The sequence below is a fragment of the Bacteroides pyogenes DSM 20611 = JCM 6294 genome, from assembly GCF_000428105.1.
GTDB classification, from domain to species: Bacteria; Bacteroidota; Bacteroidia; order Bacteroidales; family Bacteroidaceae; genus Bacteroides; species Bacteroides pyogenes.
In genome coordinates this window covers 35,774-53,482 of the sequence record NZ_KE386623.1, presented here as the reverse complement: position 1 = coordinate 53,482, position 17,709 = coordinate 35,774, and the positions used below count along the sequence as shown (strand labels likewise).

The 17,709-nt window shown below is 46.3% G+C and carries 19 protein-coding genes and 1 tRNA gene; 12 read left to right on the top strand and 8 right to left on the bottom strand.

Translation table 11 applies throughout. From position 1 onward, the window contains the following. Positions 1-21 precede the first annotated feature (21 nt). Positions 22-921: an ion transporter gene (locus tag C234_RS0113210; protein ID WP_027326139.1), complete on the top strand. Its 900-nt coding sequence runs from the start codon at positions 22-24 to the stop codon at positions 919-921. A gap of 102 nt (positions 922-1,023) precedes the next feature. Here C234_RS0113210 and C234_RS0113205 read toward each other — a convergent pair whose 3' ends face one another. Then, positions 1,024-1,200 (bottom strand): histone H1, encoded by a 177-nt coding sequence (locus C234_RS0113205; protein WP_027326138.1) that lies wholly within the window; start codon positions 1,198-1,200, stop codon positions 1,024-1,026. Positions 1,201-1,347: 147 nt separating this feature from the next. On the opposite strand from C234_RS0113205, the gene C234_RS0113200 reads away from it, so the two are divergent. From C234_RS0113200 to C234_RS0113185, 4 genes are all read left to right on the top strand, one after another. Then, positions 1,348-1,992, top strand: coding sequence for an AlbA family DNA-binding domain-containing protein (locus C234_RS0113200; RefSeq protein ID WP_027326137.1), 645 nt, complete (start codon positions 1,348-1,350; stop codon positions 1,990-1,992). A 219-nt stretch (positions 1,993-2,211) separates the two neighbouring features. Next, the gene (locus tag C234_RS0113195) at positions 2,212-2,838 is read left to right on the top strand and encodes a hypothetical protein (RefSeq protein WP_027326136.1); all 627 of its coding nucleotides are present in this window, start codon (positions 2,212-2,214) and stop codon (positions 2,836-2,838) included. Positions 2,839-2,961: 123 nt separating this feature from the next. Next, positions 2,962-3,369, top strand: a complete 408-nt coding sequence (locus tag C234_RS0113190) for a DUF4332 domain-containing protein (RefSeq protein WP_027326135.1) — start codon at positions 2,962-2,964, stop codon at positions 3,367-3,369. Between the two features lie 158 nt (positions 3,370-3,527). Beyond that, the gene (locus C234_RS0113185; RefSeq protein WP_027326134.1) at positions 3,528-5,657 is read left to right on the top strand and encodes a KamA family radical SAM protein; all 2,130 of its coding nucleotides are present in this window, start codon (positions 3,528-3,530) and stop codon (positions 5,655-5,657) included. On the opposite strand, the gene C234_RS0113180 is transcribed toward C234_RS0113185, so the two are convergent. Together C234_RS0113180 and C234_RS0113170 are read right to left on the bottom strand one after the other, a co-directional pair. Next, positions 5,654-6,982: a nucleobase:cation symporter-2 family protein gene (locus tag C234_RS0113180; protein ID WP_027326133.1), complete on the bottom strand. Its 1,329-nt coding sequence runs from the start codon at positions 6,980-6,982 to the stop codon at positions 5,654-5,656. The two genes, C234_RS0113185 and C234_RS0113180, sit on opposite strands and share 4 nt — an antisense overlap. A 254-nt stretch (positions 6,983-7,236) precedes the next feature. Further along, positions 7,237-7,953, bottom strand: a complete 717-nt coding sequence (locus C234_RS0113170; RefSeq protein ID WP_027326131.1) for a nucleoside-specific channel-forming Tsx family protein — start codon at positions 7,951-7,953, stop codon at positions 7,237-7,239. A 93-nt stretch (positions 7,954-8,046) separates the two neighbouring features. Between C234_RS0113170 and C234_RS0113165 the strand changes: the two genes are divergently transcribed. From C234_RS0113165 to C234_RS0113155, 3 genes are all read left to right on the top strand, one after another. Further along, positions 8,047-8,631, top strand: coding sequence for a uracil-DNA glycosylase family protein (locus C234_RS0113165; RefSeq protein ID WP_027326130.1), 585 nt, complete (start codon positions 8,047-8,049; stop codon positions 8,629-8,631). A gap of 34 nt (positions 8,632-8,665) precedes the next feature. Then, positions 8,666-9,019 carry an arsenate reductase family protein gene (locus C234_RS0113160; RefSeq protein WP_027326129.1) on the top strand — a complete coding sequence of 118 codons (354 nt, stop codon included), beginning with the start codon at positions 8,666-8,668 and terminating at the stop codon, positions 9,017-9,019. A gap of 66 nt (positions 9,020-9,085) precedes the next feature. Then, a tRNA-Trp gene (locus C234_RS0113155) sits at positions 9,086-9,158 on the top strand. Between the two features lie 246 nt (positions 9,159-9,404). Here C234_RS0113155 and C234_RS0113150 read toward each other — a convergent pair. From C234_RS0113150 to C234_RS0113125, 5 genes are all read right to left on the bottom strand, one after another. After that, positions 9,405-10,277 (bottom strand): pyridoxamine kinase, encoded by an 873-nt coding sequence (locus C234_RS0113150; protein WP_027326128.1) that lies wholly within the window; start codon positions 10,275-10,277, stop codon positions 9,405-9,407. A gap of 386 nt (positions 10,278-10,663) precedes the next feature. Continuing rightward, positions 10,664-11,245, bottom strand: a complete 582-nt coding sequence (locus C234_RS0113140; RefSeq protein WP_027326126.1) for a LutC/YkgG family protein — start codon at positions 11,243-11,245, stop codon at positions 10,664-10,666. Next, complete coding sequence (locus tag C234_RS0113135; protein ID WP_051290278.1) at positions 11,242-12,576, bottom strand: lactate utilization protein B; 1,335 nt, start codon at positions 12,574-12,576, stop codon at positions 11,242-11,244. Before C234_RS0113135 ends, C234_RS0113140 begins: the two co-directional genes overlap by 4 nt. A 113-nt stretch (positions 12,577-12,689) precedes the next feature. Then, positions 12,690-13,430 carry a (Fe-S)-binding protein gene (locus tag C234_RS0113130; protein WP_027326124.1) on the bottom strand — a complete coding sequence of 247 codons (741 nt, stop codon included), beginning with the start codon at positions 13,428-13,430 and terminating at the stop codon, positions 12,690-12,692. 36 nt (positions 13,431-13,466) lie between these two features. Next, positions 13,467-14,045, bottom strand: a complete 579-nt coding sequence (locus C234_RS0113125) for a 5'-methylthioadenosine/S-adenosylhomocysteine nucleosidase family protein (RefSeq protein ID WP_027326123.1) — start codon at positions 14,043-14,045, stop codon at positions 13,467-13,469. 355 nt (positions 14,046-14,400) lie between these two features. On the opposite strand from C234_RS0113125, the gene C234_RS0113115 reads away from it, so the two are divergent. The 4 genes from C234_RS0113115 (at position 14,401) to C234_RS0113100 (ending at position 17,683) form a co-directional block, all read left to right on the top strand. Then, positions 14,401-14,694, top strand: a complete 294-nt coding sequence (locus C234_RS0113115; RefSeq protein WP_021645020.1) for a hypothetical protein — start codon at positions 14,401-14,403, stop codon at positions 14,692-14,694. A 19-nt stretch (positions 14,695-14,713) separates the two neighbouring features. After that, positions 14,714-15,004, top strand: coding sequence for a cell division protein ZapA (locus C234_RS0113110; protein WP_027326122.1), 291 nt, complete (start codon positions 14,714-14,716; stop codon positions 15,002-15,004). Positions 15,005-15,132: 128 nt separating this feature from the next. After that, positions 15,133-16,668 (top strand): ribonuclease Y, encoded by a 1,536-nt coding sequence (gene rny, locus C234_RS0113105; protein ID WP_027326121.1) that lies wholly within the window; start codon positions 15,133-15,135, stop codon positions 16,666-16,668. Between the two features lie 247 nt (positions 16,669-16,915). After that, complete coding sequence (locus tag C234_RS0113100) at positions 16,916-17,683, top strand: copper homeostasis protein CutC (protein WP_027326120.1); 768 nt, start codon at positions 16,916-16,918, stop codon at positions 17,681-17,683. Positions 17,684-17,709 lie beyond the last annotated feature (26 nt).

Genomic DNA, 17,709 nt, shown 5'->3' with positions numbered 1-17,709 from the left:
ACATAGAACAAGGTCAGCATGATGAAAATTAAAGAGAGTTTCCGGCATTTTCTGCATAACCGGAAGCTGAAACAAAAGCTATACAAAATCATCTTCGACGCAGATACACCGGCGGGCAAGATATTCGACATTACACTGATATGGTGTATCCTGCTCAGCGTATTACTGGTCATTGTCGAAAGTCTGCAAGGGCTTCCCTCTTATCTGAATACTCCATTTATTATATTGGAATATTTATTTACCTTCTTCTTTACTTTCGAATATCTGACACGGATTTACTGCTCTCCCAAACCGCACGCATATATATTCAGTTTTTTCGGTATTGTAGATTTATTGGCTACGCTGCCGCTATATATCGGCATCATTTTCCCCGGAGCGCGATATCTCATCATCATCCGCGCTTTCCGCCTGATACGGATATTCCGTATATTCAAACTATTCAATTTCCTGTCGGAAGGCGAAAGGCTGCTCAACGCAGTAAAAGAAAGCAGTAAAAAGATTCTGGTTTTCTTTTTGTTTGTCGTCATTCTTGTTACCTCCATTGGCACGCTGATGTACATGATAGAAGGCACACAGCCAAACTCACAATTCACCAACATCCCCAACAGCATCTATTGGGCCATTGTCACTATGACAACAGTGGGATACGGAGATATTACTCCCATTACGGGCATAGGGAGATTCCTGTCGGCCCTTGTAATGCTCATGGGGTATACCATCATTGCCGTACCGACAGGTATCGTATCTGCTTCAATCATAAAAGCTTCTGATAAAAAAGGCAAGAGATGCCCGGGATGCCACCGCACCGGACATGAGAAAGGCGCAAGATATTGTAAATACTGCGGACACAAGTTAGGCATCGGCGACAGAGTGAAGAATAGAAAAACAACAGTCAAAGAAGATCAAAATATAATCGAATAACCTGTTTGTTTATATCTCCTTCAACATTTACTTGAAAACAAAAAGGCACGCCTTACTTGACATGCCCTCTTTTTTTCAAAACCATTCAGGTATCTCCCTAAGTTATTTCTTAGAAGCTTCCAAAGATGCTTTACGGAATTCTTTCATTGCTTTTTCGATTTCCAAAGAAGCTTTACGAGCGCGGGTTCCGGCTGCTTTGTTTCCATTTTCAATCTGAGCGTTAGCATCTTTTGAGAAGTCAGCATACAAAGCTGCAATCTTTTCTACCAATTCTTTCATAATCCTTTTATGTTTTCGTTAATAATGTGCGACAAAAATACACCGTTTCCTGAAATAAACACACAAAAAAATATATATTTTTTGAAATTAAAGCCGAAAACACTGAAATAAGGCGCATTTTCACCTTTTTTACCTACCTTTGCAAGTATGAAACCGTTTACAGACAGCGATTATATTCATGCTTTAATAGCCGAAGGCGAGCATCAGCAACAAGACTTCAAGTTCGAAATATCCGATGCACGCAAAATAGCTAAGACACTATCGGCTTTCGCCAACACTGACGGAGGGCGCCTGCTTATCGGGGTAAAAGATAACGGACGAATAGCCGGTGTGCGGTCGGAAGAAGAAAAATATATGATCGAAGCCGCTGCTCAGTTTTATTGTACACCGAAAGTTCAATACACCATCCGGACATATATCGTAGAAGGGCGGCAAGTCCTGTTGGCATCGATTGACGAAAGCTCTCAAAAGCCCGTTTATGCCAAAGACGAAAGCGGAAAGCCTCTCGCCTATCTTCGTATTCAAGATGAGAATATTCTGGCAACTCCTGTACATTTGCGTGTGTGGCAGCAAATAAAAAATCCCCGAGGTGAATTGATCCGATACACAGAAAACGAGCAAACCTTGCTGGAACTGCTGGAACAAGACACCCGGCTTTCACTCGGCCGCTATTGCCGGCAAACGGGAATTTCCCGTCGCTCAGCCGAACATTTGCTCGCTAAATTCATCCGTTACGGGATAGTGGAACCGGTATTCGAAAACCACAAATTCTATTTCCGCATAAAAAAATGACAAAGAAAGAATATATCGCCGACAGCGGAAAACCGAAAAACAGCTCTCCGGCACACCTTTGAGGCATCACAGCAGAAAGAAGATAGCGTGCCGATATCGAAAAGCAAATCAGAGTATTGGTGAAAATAAACAGATTTACTACCTTTGCCCAAGATTTGAGAAATCAGCGTCTCGAATACTACGCAATTAATAGTAAACAGTAAAATTGTAAATAACAAAATGGGATTATTTGATGTATTCAAAAAGAAATCCGACAAAACACAAGTCGGTAATGTAGAAGATTTCATCTCACTCACCCGGGTTTATTTTCAGTCGGTTATCGCAACCAATCTCGGCATAACCAACATCCGCTTCTTACCGGATGTGGCAAATTTCAAACGCCTTTTCAAGATAGCCACTCAAAACGGGAAATTAGGATTAGCCGAAAAATCGGCATCGCGTAAAATGCTGATGCAAGACTACGGGATCAGCGAAAACTTTTTCAAAGAAATCGACGCCTCGGTAAAGCGTAATTGCCGGACTCAAAACGACATTCAGCCATACCTTTTTATGTATCAAGGTTTCTCCAACGACTTGATGATGCTGATGGGCAACCTGATGCAATGGAAACTCCGTATGCCTTCTATCTTCAAAAAAGCGCTTTACGGAATGACTCAAAAATCCGTGCATGAAGTGTGCACTAAACAAATATGGAAAGCGGACGATGTACACAAGACAGCAGCAGCCGTTCGCCAATATAAAGAACGCTTAGGTTATTCGGAAGCATGGATGACGGAATATGTATACAACATTCTGTTGCTCGCGAAAAAAGAACCCAAACATAAAGAACAAGAAGCAAAAGCCTGAATGATATCGAAAAACGAATAGTTTTATAAATCCTACTAAATATCCATTTTCCCTTGTTCGTTTTAAAAAGAATTTCTATCTTGTGCCGTAGTTTTTAATATTAACCTTTTAAAAAACAGGAAAATGGCACATAAGATTGAACAAATTGAGGGCATTGGTGAAGTATATGCACAAAAGTTAAATGCTGCCGGAATTAAAACAACAGAAGCTTTGTTGGAAAAAGGAGCTACAGCAGCAGGTCGTGCCAAACTGGCCGAAGAGACTGGAATCAGTGGGAAACTAATCCTGAAGTGGACAAACCATGCAGATTTATTCCGCATTAAAGGAATTGCGGGACAATTTGCCGAATTACTGGAAGCGGCAGGGGTGGATACGGTAAAAGAATTCCGTCATCGCGTACCGGCTAACTTACACGCCAAGTTAGTAGAAACTAATGAAGCCAAGAACCTTTGCAATCGAGTTCCGGCTGTCAGCGAATTGGAGAAAATGATTGCACAGGCTAAAGAACTGGAACCGGTTATCACTTACTAATATCTACATTTAGCAAGTCTGCAACAGCGATAAGTTTCGATAAAATCGAAACTGTTATCAAAAAGAAAGAAATATAAAAATTTTAGAACATACAAAAGCGGAGGGATTTTTCCTCCGCTTTTTTTATTATATTTAAAGGTAAATAAAAATAATTGCTTATGAAACAAAAGAAAATGCTACTCCTCACTCTTTCTCAATTGAGACAAACTTACTTTCAGGAATTACCGGAAATAACAGCAATAGCTTTGGCAAGTCCGACAAACGAGGACTTCAAGGCCGACTTGTCGACATATCTGGATAAGTTTTCTGCAACCGATGAAAAGACTGAAGAAGCGAGAGAGCAAATTCGAACATTACTCCATTATGATGGACAGGAAATCCATGAGTTGTCTACAGGGCAAAAACTGCTTGTGAAAACGATTTCTTTACTCCACCAATTTCTATCAGGCACATTGGAAAATACAGAAATGCCCACTGATTTGTTTATAGAATTATTCCAAGTATTTCGTCGCCTCAAAGGAGCGACGACGCCCCCTCTCTCGCACCAAAGAATCAAAAGCCTTAGCGAACGATGGCCCGACGGTCTTAATAAAGAAGTCAAAGAGATACGGGCTGAAAACAAGGAACGGATGATTCATTTGCTGATTCAAAAAATAGAGAACCGTAAATCGAAGTCTTCCGGACGCTTCCGTTTCGAAGAAGGAATCAGCTATGAGGAAAAATACCGATTGGTAAACGAGTGGTGGAATGAATCGCGCTTTCATTTATCAATGGCTGTTAAAAGTCCGACAGAGTTAAACCGCTTTCTTGGGAACACCCTTTCGACAGAAACCATGTACCTGCTTCACCAGGCGCGCAAGAAAGGAATGCCTTTCTTCGCAACTCCCTATTATTTATCTTTATTGAACATCTCGAAAGAAGGATACGACGATGAAACCATACGAAGCTACATCCTTTATTCTCCCCGTTTGGTAGAAACCTACGGACATATCCATGCCTGGGAAAAAGAAGACGTGGTAGAAGCAGGAAAACCTAATGCCGCCGGATGGTTACTGCCTGAGGGGCACAACATACACCGCCGCTATCCGGAGGTCGCCATTCTTATACCCGACACGATGGGTAGAGCGTGCGGAGGGCTTTGCGCTTCGTGCCAGCGGATGTATGACTTCCAAAGCGAACGGCTGAACTTTGAATTTGACACTTTACGCCCGAAGGAAACATGGGATCACAAGCTACGACGCCTCATGACCTATTTTGAAGAAGACACCCAACTGCGAGATATTCTTATTACGGGAGGCGACGCACTGATGAGCCAAAACAAAACACTCCGCAATTTATTGAATGCCGTTTACCGTATGGCAGTACGCAAACAGAAAGCGAACCTGCAACGTCCCGAAGGAGAAAAGTTCGCAGAAATCCAACGGGTGAGGCTCGGTTCGCGGCTACTCGCCTACTTGCCTATGCGTATCAACGACGAACTGGTAGAGATTCTAAAAGAATTTAAAGAAAAAGCCTCAGCCATCGGAGTGAGACAATTTATCATACAGACCCATTTTCAAACTCCATTGGAAATAACCCCCGAAGCTGAAGAAGCCATCCGGAAGATTCTCTCGGCAGGATGGATCATAACCAACCAACTGGTGTACACTGTATCCGCTTCCCGACGCGGACATACCGCACGGCTTCGTGAGGCCCTCAATAAATTGGGAGTGATGTGCTATTATACTTTCTCAGTCAAAGGATTCAATGAAAACTACACCGTATTTACCCCCAACAGCCGCTCCATACAAGAGCAACAAGAAGAAAAGAAATACGGACGAATGACTACGGAACAAGCAGAAGAGCTGTGCCATCTCTTATCAGAAAATCAGGACGAGCCGAATAGCAAACGAAGCGATGTAGCCACTCGAGTAAAGCAATTCATGAAAAAGCACCGATTGCCGTTTTTAGCCACCGACCGCAATGTGCTGAACTTACCGGCAATCGGGAAAAGCATGACTTTCCGGCTGATAGGACTCACGCCCGAAGGAAAACGCATCCTGCGTTTCGACCACGACCGTACACGCCGCCACAGTCCGATCATAGACCGCATGGGAAAGATCTATATTGTAGAAAACAAATCCTTGGCGGCTTATTTGCGTCAATTAAGCAAGATGGGCGAAGAGATTGAAGACTATGCATCCATTTGGAATTATACAAAAGGAGAAACCGAGCCTCGCTTTCATTTGTACGAGTATCCCGACTTCCCCTTCCAATCTACGGAAAGAATGAGTAATCTGGTTCTTTAATCGCCTATCTCTTCTTCTTTTACGCGAATGACAACATTCGCAATTATCGCAGTGAGACCTCCGGTAGTGATTCCCGAAGAAAATATGCTTCGAATTGCTTCCGGAGCTTGTTTTAATACATCCGGCATTAACTCCACGCCTAAGCCTAAGGAGAGACTGACTGCCAAGACTAATGTTTCCTTACGCCCTATTTGTTGGGACGAAACGATACGGATACCGGCGGCAGCCACAGTTCCGAACATCAACAAGGTTGCTCCTCCCAGAACTGGATCGGGCATTAAAGAGAACACAGCGCCTACAATAGGAAAAAGCCCTAAGACAACAAGCATCGCGGCGATATAATAACCGACATACCGGCTCGCTACACCTGTCAACTGAATGAGGCCATTATTCTGCGCAAAGATGGAGTTAGGAAAAGAGTTGAACACGCCGGCAAGCAACGAATTGAAACCGTCTGCCATCACGCCGCCGGATACTCTCTTCAGGTACGAGTCCCCTTCGACCGGAAGACCGGAGATCATGGAGTTGGCAGTCACATCACCGGTCGCCTCAATAGCGGTGATCAGATAAACCAGACCGATGGCGATAAAAGAAGAAAGATTGAAATCGACGCCATATTTAAAAGGCTGAGGGATGTTGAAACTCATAAAGGTTTCGGCACTGAGCGAGCTCATATCCACCTTTCCCAAAACGAAAGCCAAGCCATAACCCAAGCACAGACCCAACACAATGGAGCTCATACGAAGATATTTGTTTTTGCTTCGATTGAAAAACAATACGCTAAGCAATACAAGCGCGGCAATCGACAGATTCTCCCAACTCCCGAATGTTCCGTTGTCCATTGCGCCATACCCTCCCGCACACGCTACGATTCCGACCTTTATAAGGCTTAAACCGATTAAAAGGACAACGATACCCGAAACCAGCGGGGTAATGATGTCGCGGAGATACTTGAACGTGCGACTGACTATCATTTCGACAGGAGCCGCCGCTATACAGGCTCCGAATATTAAAGGTAAACCGCCGACAAGCCCGGTGGCAATGATGGGACCGATGAAAGAAAAGCTCGTTCCCTGCACGCAAAGCAAACCTGCTCCTAAAGGTCCGAATCTGCGGCATTGGATAAAAGTGGAAATGCCTGAGGCAAAAAGCGCCATAGAAACCAGAAAGCCGGTTTTTTCGACATCGAGTTTCAAAGCTCCGGCAATGATAAGAGGCGGTGTAATGATAGCTACAAAGATGGCCAGCAGATGCTGCAATGCCGCGAAAAAAGCATCTTTAAACGGCGGACGATCTTCTACGCCATAGATTAAATCTGTTTTCATTTGATATTCGATTTAAACATATTCCGGATCTTCCACAGCTATTCCGCATCGACAAGAGCGGCAAAGTTACATAAGAAGCCGCATTCTTCGATACCGGCAAGAAACATTATCGAAAATAAATCTCTAAAGAATACCGGGCGCGATATAGGCAAGCTCTGTACAAACAGCCGTATTTTTGCGCTCCGGTTGCTTCAAGCCTTTTCCATAACCGGTTCTTACAGAAACGACCCGGGAATACAGTACAGTCGTTTTTTTTAATTGAATGTCCACTTCAAAGCCAGCGTAGGAATAGCGTAGAAGCCGTCCCGATTGGCAAAGTTGTTGCTCAACTCCACTTCCGATCCCACACTCAGATTAAAGTTCTTGTTCACTCCTTTTACGCGATTCAGATTTACCCAGAATTGAGGTTCCGACAAGAAAATGGTTTTCCCATAATTATTCTCCTCGCGCCACCAGTCGGCGAAACCCGAGAAAGTGAGCAGATTGTCACAGAAGTTCACATACCAAGTACCCGTCAGCTGAAAGTTGTTAGGCGATTTGTGCTTCTGAATATATTTGTACATCGCCGATAAGGAAAACCCTTTCGAGAAATCGGCGGAATTGTATGTATAGGTTGCTCCCGCCAAATAAGCATTATTATAAGAAAATCCTTTCGCCACTCCTCCGTTATACTCCAGATGCGCCGAAAAAGGACCTTTCCAGAATTTCAGCTCGCGGGCGATTTCCCAATAAGCCGAAGTAACTCCCGCAGACGTGTAGTCCATATCTACGAAGAAGAATGTGCTCCCCCATGCATCGGGATGGAATTTCTCTACTGTGGTGGTTACCAGCGGACGTTTAAAGTCGTGCGTATCCATTTCCTTGTAAAGCGAACGACCGAAATCATAATGCAACTGAATGTTTTGCGCCTGCAATCCTGTTACGGCAGAAAGCAACATGCACAGGAAAAGAGCAGAAAATACTTTTTTCATAATAGATGTTTTTTTAAATGAAGACGCAAAAGTAGTTAAACCTACAGATTTTATCACTATGTTTGTGAAAAAATTGAGAAAATATCGAAAGAGATGGAAATAGAAATAGAGAAACATCCGCTGGAGCCTTTTCTTCCGCCTGAGGCAAAGTTGTTGATGCTGGGAAGCTTTCCTCCGCAAAAGAAACGATGGTCGATGGATTTTTATTACCCGAACCTGAACAATGACATGTGGAGGATTTTCGGGCTTTTATTCTTCAACGATAAAGAGCATTTCCTCAACGACACGCGGAAAGCTTTCTGCCGCGAGCGAATCGTCGATTTTCTGAACGAGAAAGGGATTGCTTTGTTCGACACGGCCACCTGCGTCCGACGGTTGCAAGACAACGCTTCCGACAAATTTCTGGAAGTGGTTCGCCCTACCGACATTGCCGCCTTGCTGCGAAAGATTCCGCTATGCAAAGCATTGGTTACCACCGGACAAAAAGCGACAGACACCCTGCGCGGACAGTTTGCCACGAAAGAGCCCAAAGTGGGCGATTTCACAGAATTTCTTTTTGAGAACCGGGCGATGAAGCTCTATCGCATGCCCTCTTCCTCACGGGCATACCCGCTGGCCTTGGAGAAGAAAGGGGCTGCCTATCGCAATATGTTTTTAGAACTGGGCTATGAATTGTAAAAACATGGAATAAGAACCGCTAAATATTATCATTATGAAACCTTTATTTTTGCAATACCCCGCATGCAGCACATGCCGGAAAGCCGAAAAATGGCTGATAGAAAACAAAATAGCATACACAAGCAGGCTTATCGTGGAAGAACACCCTACGGTGGAGGAGCTGAAAGCATGGATTCCGCTCAGCGGCCTGCCGGTAAAGAAGTTTTTCAACACCAGCGGGTTGGTTTATAAAGAACTGAACCTGAAAGAAAAGCTGCCGGCAATGAGCGAAGAGGAACAAATCGGCTTGTTGGCTTCCAACGGGAAACTCGTGAAACGCCCGCTGGTAGTGACCGGCACTTTTGTCTTAGTAGGTTTCAAAGCCAATGAGTGGGAAAAATTAAAATAATCTTGAAACTTACACGAGCGAACGCTTGCAGATTCGGAAGTTTCTGTTACCTTTGCAGCCGCAAACACGGGAGTAGCTCAGTTGGTAGAGCACCGGTCTCCAAAACCGGGTGTCGGGAGTTCGAGCCTCTCCTTCCGTGCACAAGCTAAAAGAAGTTAATATGTATAGTACAATTGGGAATTTACCGATTCTGCAAAAAACATCTCAAAGCAAAGAGTGAGAAATAGAAGCCGCACCTTATAACTTTCGAACTCATGAGTTTGTAAGAAAGATAATTTCATCGGCTCAAAGTATATCTCCTGCGAAATATCGTCTCGGCAAAAGAAACTTCGGTACACTTTTCTTTGCGAATATTTTTATATTTCGCCTGTTTGAAGACCGCCCGTCATATCAGTTCGTAGCTGGAACTCTGAATGGGAATATCGAGATTGTGCAACACTTTTTCCAGAAGGATTCCTTCACGGTTGTCGTATTCATAGCCGAAAGTGGCGCGGATACCTTGAAGGATGAATTGAGTGGCACGATCCAAAGCAATCGGCAGACTGTCGCCTTGCATCAACGCCCCGGTAATGACACTTGTAAACGTATCTCCCGTGCCCGGATAATGAGCAGGCAGGTAAGGGCAGGTAATCTTCCAGTAACGGTCTCCCTGACGATTGTAAGCATAAACGGAAGTTTTATGGCTGTCGCCGCTTACAGGCACGCTGGTGATGACAACCACCTGCGGACCTTTATCGGAAAGCAATCGCAGATACTCTTTCACTTCTTCATCCGCATGAGCGGTCTCATACGGGCGGTCCAACAGATAAAACACCTCCGTCAGGTTAGGCGTAATCACATCCGCTTTGGCAACGAGATGACGCATCTCTTCCACCATCTTTACATCGAAATTGGTGTACAGCCGACCGTTGTCGCCCAATACCGGATCGACAACAACCAATCCGTCAGGCTGACGGAAGTTGTCGATAAAGTCGGAAACTATGCGAATCTGCCGGGAAGAGCCCAGATATCCGGTATAGATGGCGTCGAACCTCATCCCCAGCCTTTTCCATTCGGCAATGATTTTCGGCATTTCATCCGTCAGGTCGAGAAAAGAGAAATCGGGATACTGCGTATGGTTGGAAAGAACTGCCGTAGGCAGGGGGCATACCTGAAAGCCCATGGACGAAAGAATGGGAATGACAACCGTCAGTGAAAGTCTCCCTATGCCGCAAAGATCGTGTACGGCAGCAATTTTTTTAACTTTATTCGAATACACGTGATGATAAATGATTAATTTTTAATGATCGATAAATTAAATAACAATACCTTCAGACAAACGTTCCGTTTTCTCAAGAGGAGAGATTCCGTTTCTCCTAAAAGAGGAGCTTTGTTGCTCAAAAAAGAGCCTTCGCTTTCTCAAAAGAAGAACTTCGTTTCTCCTAAAAATGATCTCCATTGCTCAAAAGAGAGATTCCGATTTCCCCAAAGAAGAGCTTTGTTTCTCTCCAAACAGCCTCCGTTTTCTCAAAAGAAGAACTTCGTTTCTCCCCAAAGAGCCTCCGTTTTCTAAAAAGAGAGATTCCGTTTCCTCAAAAGAGAGCCTTCGTTTCAATCAAATAAAGGCTCTGATTTGCAATTATGTACTTCCTTGCCCGACACACGTCAGACAAGAATGACCGTAACCTCCCTTGCGCCGTGCGCTCCCATGACCAACGCCTGCTCGATATCAGCCGTTTTCGAAGGTCCCGAGATGAACGTCCCGAACTCATACGGCTGTTTATCTAACTTCCGGTAAGCATCGTACATGGTATCTACAATACGATTACGGTCGAGCAGTATCACCAGCCGTTCGGCAATAAAATACACGGCCTTGTGCTTCACCGTCTGCGGAATCCACACCGCCCCGTTCTCCGCCACACCCCATTCGCCGGAAATCACCGCCAGATCTGTACCGTCGAGTTCTTTCGGATCGTCCAACTCATCGGGATTGAAGGTAGCGCACGTGACCTCCGGAAGCACGGAAGCTATGCGCTTGGCAGAAGGATAAACACTTCGAATCGCCTCGTTCAGGTCTTCTCCCTCGCCAAGTACCACCGCCCGACCACCGACCGCCCGGCTGACGGAGCAAAACTGCCCGATCTTATCTGCATAGCTTAATCGCTTCTCTATCCGCACGTCGGGTTTCTCATACCGCTTCTGCGTATTCCGCCGGATAGCGGCCAGTATTTCTTCTCTGCTGCTCATTTCTTCTCCTCCTTTTTCTGTACTTTGTTTTTCTTCCACATCTCATTGAACGACTCCGGAGCGAATTTCGGGAGTTCCCTCCCTTTTCCCCACTCATTCAGAGCATGATATTTCATGAAACGAGGCAAGGCATTGACCATCGGCGCAGCCCGCAATGCCGCATTGAACAATACGGGACGTTCCATGAGCAACTTCATGCCGCCGGACATCATCTTCTTCTGTTTGCTTGCCTTGCCCAACCGGTCGAGTTCCTGCCGCCACTTATAAATCTGCTCGCCCAAGTCGACCTTGGCGGGACAAACGCACGAGCAAGACAGACACAAAGAGCAAGCCGACAGATTGTCGGAATATTTCTCGGGATCGTGCACCATACCGAGGTTGATGCCGATGGGTCCGGGAATAAAATAAGTATAAGAGTATCCTCCGCTACGGCGATAGACAGGACAGGTATTCATGCAAGCGCCGCAACGGATGCAATTCAGCGTCTTAATATGTTCGGGATGCGAAAGCAAGGCGCTCCGCCCGTTGTCGACGATGATGATGTGATACTCTCCCCCTTCGCGCGGACGGCGGTAATGAGAGGTATATGTAGTGATGGGCTGTCCCGTAGCCGACCGTGCCAGCAAACGGGTGAATATCCCCAACGATTCCATATCGGGCACAATCTTTTCCATACCGAAGGCTGCGATGTTCAACTTCGGATACGAAGTACCCATATCGGCATTTCCCTCGTTGGTACAAACCACGATATCTCCGGTAGAAGCCACGGCAAAGTTGGCTCCGGTCATGGCTGCTTCGGCATTCAGGAAACGGGAACGCAGGTTCTTCCGCGCCGCGTGAGTGAGGTAAGTAGGGTCGAAATTGCCTTTTTCGGTTCCCATTTCCTTCTCGAACAATTCGCCCACCTGCTCGCGCTTGATATGAATGGCGGGCAAAACAATGTGGCTCGGCTCCAGATGCATCAACTGCAAGATTCGTTCGCCCAGGTCGGTTTCCACTACGTCGATGCCCCGTTCCATCAGAAAAGGATTCAACCCGCACTCTTCGGCAAGCATCGATTTGCTCTTCACAAACCTCTTCACCTTATGAGCGCTCAGAATATCGTAAACGATCCGGCAATACTCGCCGGCATCTTTCGCCCAATGAACGATAGCGCCATTTGCCTCGGCGTTCTTCTCAAACTCCACCAAAAGCTCGTCGAGATGACTGTTCGAATAAAGTTTCAACTCGCAGGCTTTGTCGCGCAACTCTTCCCATTCGGGAACCGTCTTGCTTATTTTATCCCTTTTGGCGCGAACCATCCAAAGAGTTTCGTTATGCCATGCCGCCATCTTGCTGTTTTGCAAGAACTTTTCAGCAGCTTCCGAATGGGGTATGAGAATGTTTCCTGCCCGTTGACAGCTGTTTTGCAAGAACTTTTCAGCAGCTTCCGAATGTCGTGTACTCATAGTCCCGATGCTAAAATTTCTACAATATGCATGACCCGTACCGGCAAATGTTCGCGCTCGATGACACCTTGCATGTGCATCAGGCACGAGCTGTCGGCTCCGGTTATATACTCGGCTCCCGTGCCGATATGGTCTTTCACCTTATCGCGTGCCATGCAGACGGATACCGCCTGCTCCTCCACGGCAAACATTCCGCCGAATCCGCAGCATTCGTCCGTATGGGAGGGTTCGAACACTTCCACCCCTTCTACCAGAGCGAGCAGATTGCGCAACTTATTATAATAAGGAATATTTCTTTCGCTCGGGGCCGAAAGCGAAAGCTCCCGCACGCCGTGGCAACTGTTATGAATGCTTACTTTGTGCGGAAAGTGCGACGGCAGGCCGGCAGGCTTCACCACGTCGTGAACAAACTCGCAGATATCATAAATCTTTCCGGCACTCAGGCAAGTATGCCCCTCCTTCTTCAAAATATCCGGATGGTTCTCTTTCACAAAAGACACGCAACTGGCAGAAGGACCGACAATATAATCGTATTCGCGGAACAATTCATCGAAACGGAGCGCCAGCCTGACGGATTCGTCCTGAAAACCGGCATTCGCCATCGGTTGTCCGCAACAAGTCTGATCCAACGGATAATCGACGTCTACTCCCAAACTCGTCAACAGCTTATACGAAGCTACTCCCACGTTGGGATAAATAGCATTCACATAGCAAGGAATAAACAAACCTACTTTCATCATATATTTATATTAATTAGCCACATTCTATTTTCGCTACGCTTCGTGCGCAATTCCCTTTTTCATCACATTCAGATAATGGGAAAGTCCCCGCCGGGCATCCGCCAGCTTATCTTCCCAGTGCTTCACGGAATTTTGCCCGATGATATCGGTCACATACTTCACCGAGACGAACGGAATTTGCCGTGCGCGGCAGACGAATGCCTGTGCGTATGCCTCCATATCCGCCACATCGCCGGCAACTTCAGACAGTTCGGTAAGAAAACCGTCGCCCGTATTGCAAACCCCGTTTTCCGTCCAATCCCTGCAAAAACCTTTCTCCTCAAGCAAGGCGGAGGTATCTATCTCCCACTCCAGTCCGAAGGCGGAAAGCTTCTGCATATCGCGGTCTACGAAGCGGCGGCATACGAAAACATCGCCCACCCGATGATTGACGGAGCCGGCGCTCCCGATGTTCAGCACCAAATCGGGCTCCACCTGACGGATGGCTTCGGACAAATGATAAGCCGCCTTCACCTTACCTATTCCCGTACGTACATAGTACGGTTCCGCATCCGGCCATTTTATTTCGACAAACTCATCCTGCACGGCATAAGTCACCAGTATTTTCCACATATATCTGTTCTTTGTTTAGAGAATAAACGAATGCACAAAAATAAACTTTATCATCCGAACACCACAGCGTTTTTCCGTTTTTTTCATTTCACTCCGCCGATTTATGCGGCAGGTACAATACACCATACGCCGACGGGCATGGCGGATGTAAAGGAATCTCTGCACAGTGCGGCAGCAAAAGAATGACAAATAATGTTCATGACCGGTCTGCATCCCCATGCGGACAATCTGCTTCCTGTCGGGCATCGTTTTCAAAGCAAACAACACAATAAGTTTTAAAGAAAAAACATTTTCTGCTAAAAAGTTTTTGAAATACCGGAGTTAATCGTATTTTTGTGTACAATTTTGTGTGGCGATGACCGAAGAAGAAAAAAAGTTATTGAATACCTTCGAAACAAAACTGCGGCATTTAATCTATCTTCACGATGAACTTAAACGTGAAAATGCCGGGTTGAAGCAACTTCTCGAAAATGAGAAACTAAAAAACGAGAAGGTGCAAGCTCAATACGACAAACTGGAAATCGATTACACAAACCTGAAAACAGCTGCGGCAATCAGCCTTAACAGTGGCGACGTAAAAGAGACGAAGCTGCGATTGTCAAAATTAGTGCGTGAGGTCGACAAATGCATCGCTTTATTGAATGAATAGTTTAAGAAAAAGGAGATGTATGGACGATAAAATAAAGATAAACCTGCCGATAGCAGACTTAATCTACCCGATCACCATCAACCGCGAGGAGGAACAAATGGTGCGGGAAGCTGCCAAACAGGTAAACATCTGGCTTAATGAATACCGGGAACGCTATAAGAGCATCGATCCGGAAAGAATTATGCCCATGGTAGCCTATCAGTTTTCGCTGGAAAAGCTCAAACTGAAACAACGTAACGATACTGCTCCCTATATGGAGAAGATAAAAGAGCTGACGGAATTGTTGGAAAACTACTTTCAGGAAAAATGAAGAAAAGTTTTCGGACATCCGCCGATCGAAAAGGAAACAACCACGCGCACTGCAAAATATCCGGATAAGAAATTGTTCCGATAGTTGGCAGTGCGTTTTTATTTATATATTTTAAATTAAATGTAGAAATGACAGCAATAATAACAACAGCCGTTGCTTTCTTTATCGCAGGAGGAATTCTTTCATATATACTGTTCCGGTATATACTGAAGTCCAAATATGATAATGTACTGAAAGAAGCAGAGACCGAAGCCGAAGTAATCAAGAAAAACAAATTACTGGAAGTAAAGGAGAAGTTCCTCAACAAGAAAGCCGACCTGGAGAAAGAGGTAGCCCTGCGCAACCAGAAAATACAGCAGGCGGAAAACAAACTGAAACAACGGGAGATGGTGCTCAACCAACGCCACGAGGAAATTCAGCGGAAGAAACAGGAGGCCGAAGCCGTAAAAGAGAATCTGGAAGCGCAGCTTGTAATCGTCGATAAGAAGAAAGAAGAGCTCGACAAAATGCAGCAACAGCAGATAGAAAAGCTGGAAACCATTTCGGGACTCTCTGCCGAAGACGCGAAAGAACGTCTGGTGGAATCGCTGAAAGAAGAAGCCAAAACACAGGCTCAGTCGTACATCAACGATATTATGGACGATGCCAAGCTCACAGCCAGCAAAGAGGCGAAACGCATCGTGATCCAATCCATTCAGCGCGTAGCCACCGAAACAGCCATCGAAAACTCCGTCACGGTATTCCACATCGAATCGGACGAAATCAAGGGACGCATCATCGGACGTGAAGGACGCAACATCCGCGCGTTGGAAGCGGCTACCGGCGTGGAAATCGTTGTCGACGACACTCCGGAAGCAATCGTGCTTTCGGCGTTCGACCCCGTACGCCGCGAAATTGCGCGGCTGGCGCTCCATCAATTGGTGACCGACGGACGTATCCATCCCGCGCGTATCGAGGAAGTGGTGTCTAAAGTACAGAAGCAGGTGGAAGAAGAAATCATCGAAACAGGTAAACGGACCACGATCGACCTCGGCATCCACGGCTTGCATCCGGAACTTATCCGTATCATCGGTAAAATGAAATACCGTTCTTCTTACGGACAGAACTTGTTGCAACACGCTCGCGAGACAGCCAACCTCTGCGCCGTCATGGCTTCCGAATTGGGATTGAATCCGAAAAAGGCCAAACGTGCCGGATTGCTCCACGATATCGGCAAGGTGCCGGATGAGGAACCGGAATTGCCGCACGCGTTACTGGGTATGAAGCTGGCGGAGAAATACAAAGAAAAAGCAGATATCTGCAACGCCATCGGCGCTCACCACGACGAGGTGGAAATGACGAGTCTGCTGGCTCCCATCGTGCAGGTGTGCGATGCCATTTCCGGTGCACGCCCCGGCGCACGCCGCGAAATCGTGGAAGCTTATATCAAGCGTCTGAACGATTTGGAACAGCTTGCCATGTCGTATCCCGGAGTGACGAAAACCTACGCCATCCAAGCAGGTCGCGAGCTTCGCGTCATCGTGGGAGCGGATAAAATAGACGACAAGCAGACGGAAAACCTCTCGGGCGAAATCGCAAAGAAGATACAGGACGAAATGACTTACCCCGGACAGGTGAAAATCACCGTCATCAGGGAAACCCGCGCGGTAAGTTTCGCGAAATAACAAAACGGAATCCAAAGAATCACGCAGATTCACGAGGGTGTGTCAAAACTAAATTAAACCAAAGAAGAACTTTTAATCTGAAACTTGAGCATCCTAAAAAGCAAGAGAAAGAGCCGTATCATTACTCGAAACAGAGTTCTATACGGCTCTTTTAAGTTTGGTAGTTACAATCTGTAACTTTTCGGGATGATCATTTTTGTTTTGACACACCCTCGTCGGTCTGCGTGATTTTTCAATACACCGGTTTATGAAGAAATATCAGTTTGAAATTTGCGCCAACTCAGTGGAAAGCTGCTTGGCGGCGCAAGCAGGCGGAGCACATCGCGTAGAGCTTTGCGCAGGTATCCCCGAAGGAGGAACAACTCCCTCCTACGGAGAAATATCCGTGGCGCGCGAACTTCTCACCCACACCCGCCTGCATGTCATTATCCGTCCGCGCGGCGGAGACTTCCTCTACTCTCCCATCGAAGTGAGAACCATGCTGAAGGATATAGAAGCGGCACACCGGTTAAAGGCAGACGGAGTGGTATTCGGATGCCTGACGGCCGACGGGGAGATAGACCTCAGCGTCATGCGGGAGTTGATGCACGCCTCGAAAGGAATGTCGGTAACTTTCCACCGGGCGTTCGATGTGTGCCGGAATCCGCAGAAAGCGATGGAAGAGATTATCGAACTGGGCTGCCACCGCATTCTGACATCGGGACAACAGCCATCGGCCGAGAAGGGAATCCCTTTGCTCAGAGAGATGCAGGAACAGGCGGCGGGAAGAATCATTCTGCTGGCGGGATGCGGGGTGAATGAGGGCAACATCGCGCGGATAGCGAAAGAAACAGGCATACAAGAGTTTCACTTCTCCGCCCGCGAAAGCGCAAGAAGCCCGATGACTTACAAAAACGAATCGGTTTCTATGGGAGGGACGGTGCATATCGACGAATATGAACGCACATCGACTACCGTGAAACGAGTAAGGGAAACCATCCATGCCCTCCACTCCATTGTCGGAAATAAAAAATGAGCGTGAAGTTTCCAAATAAAGAAACC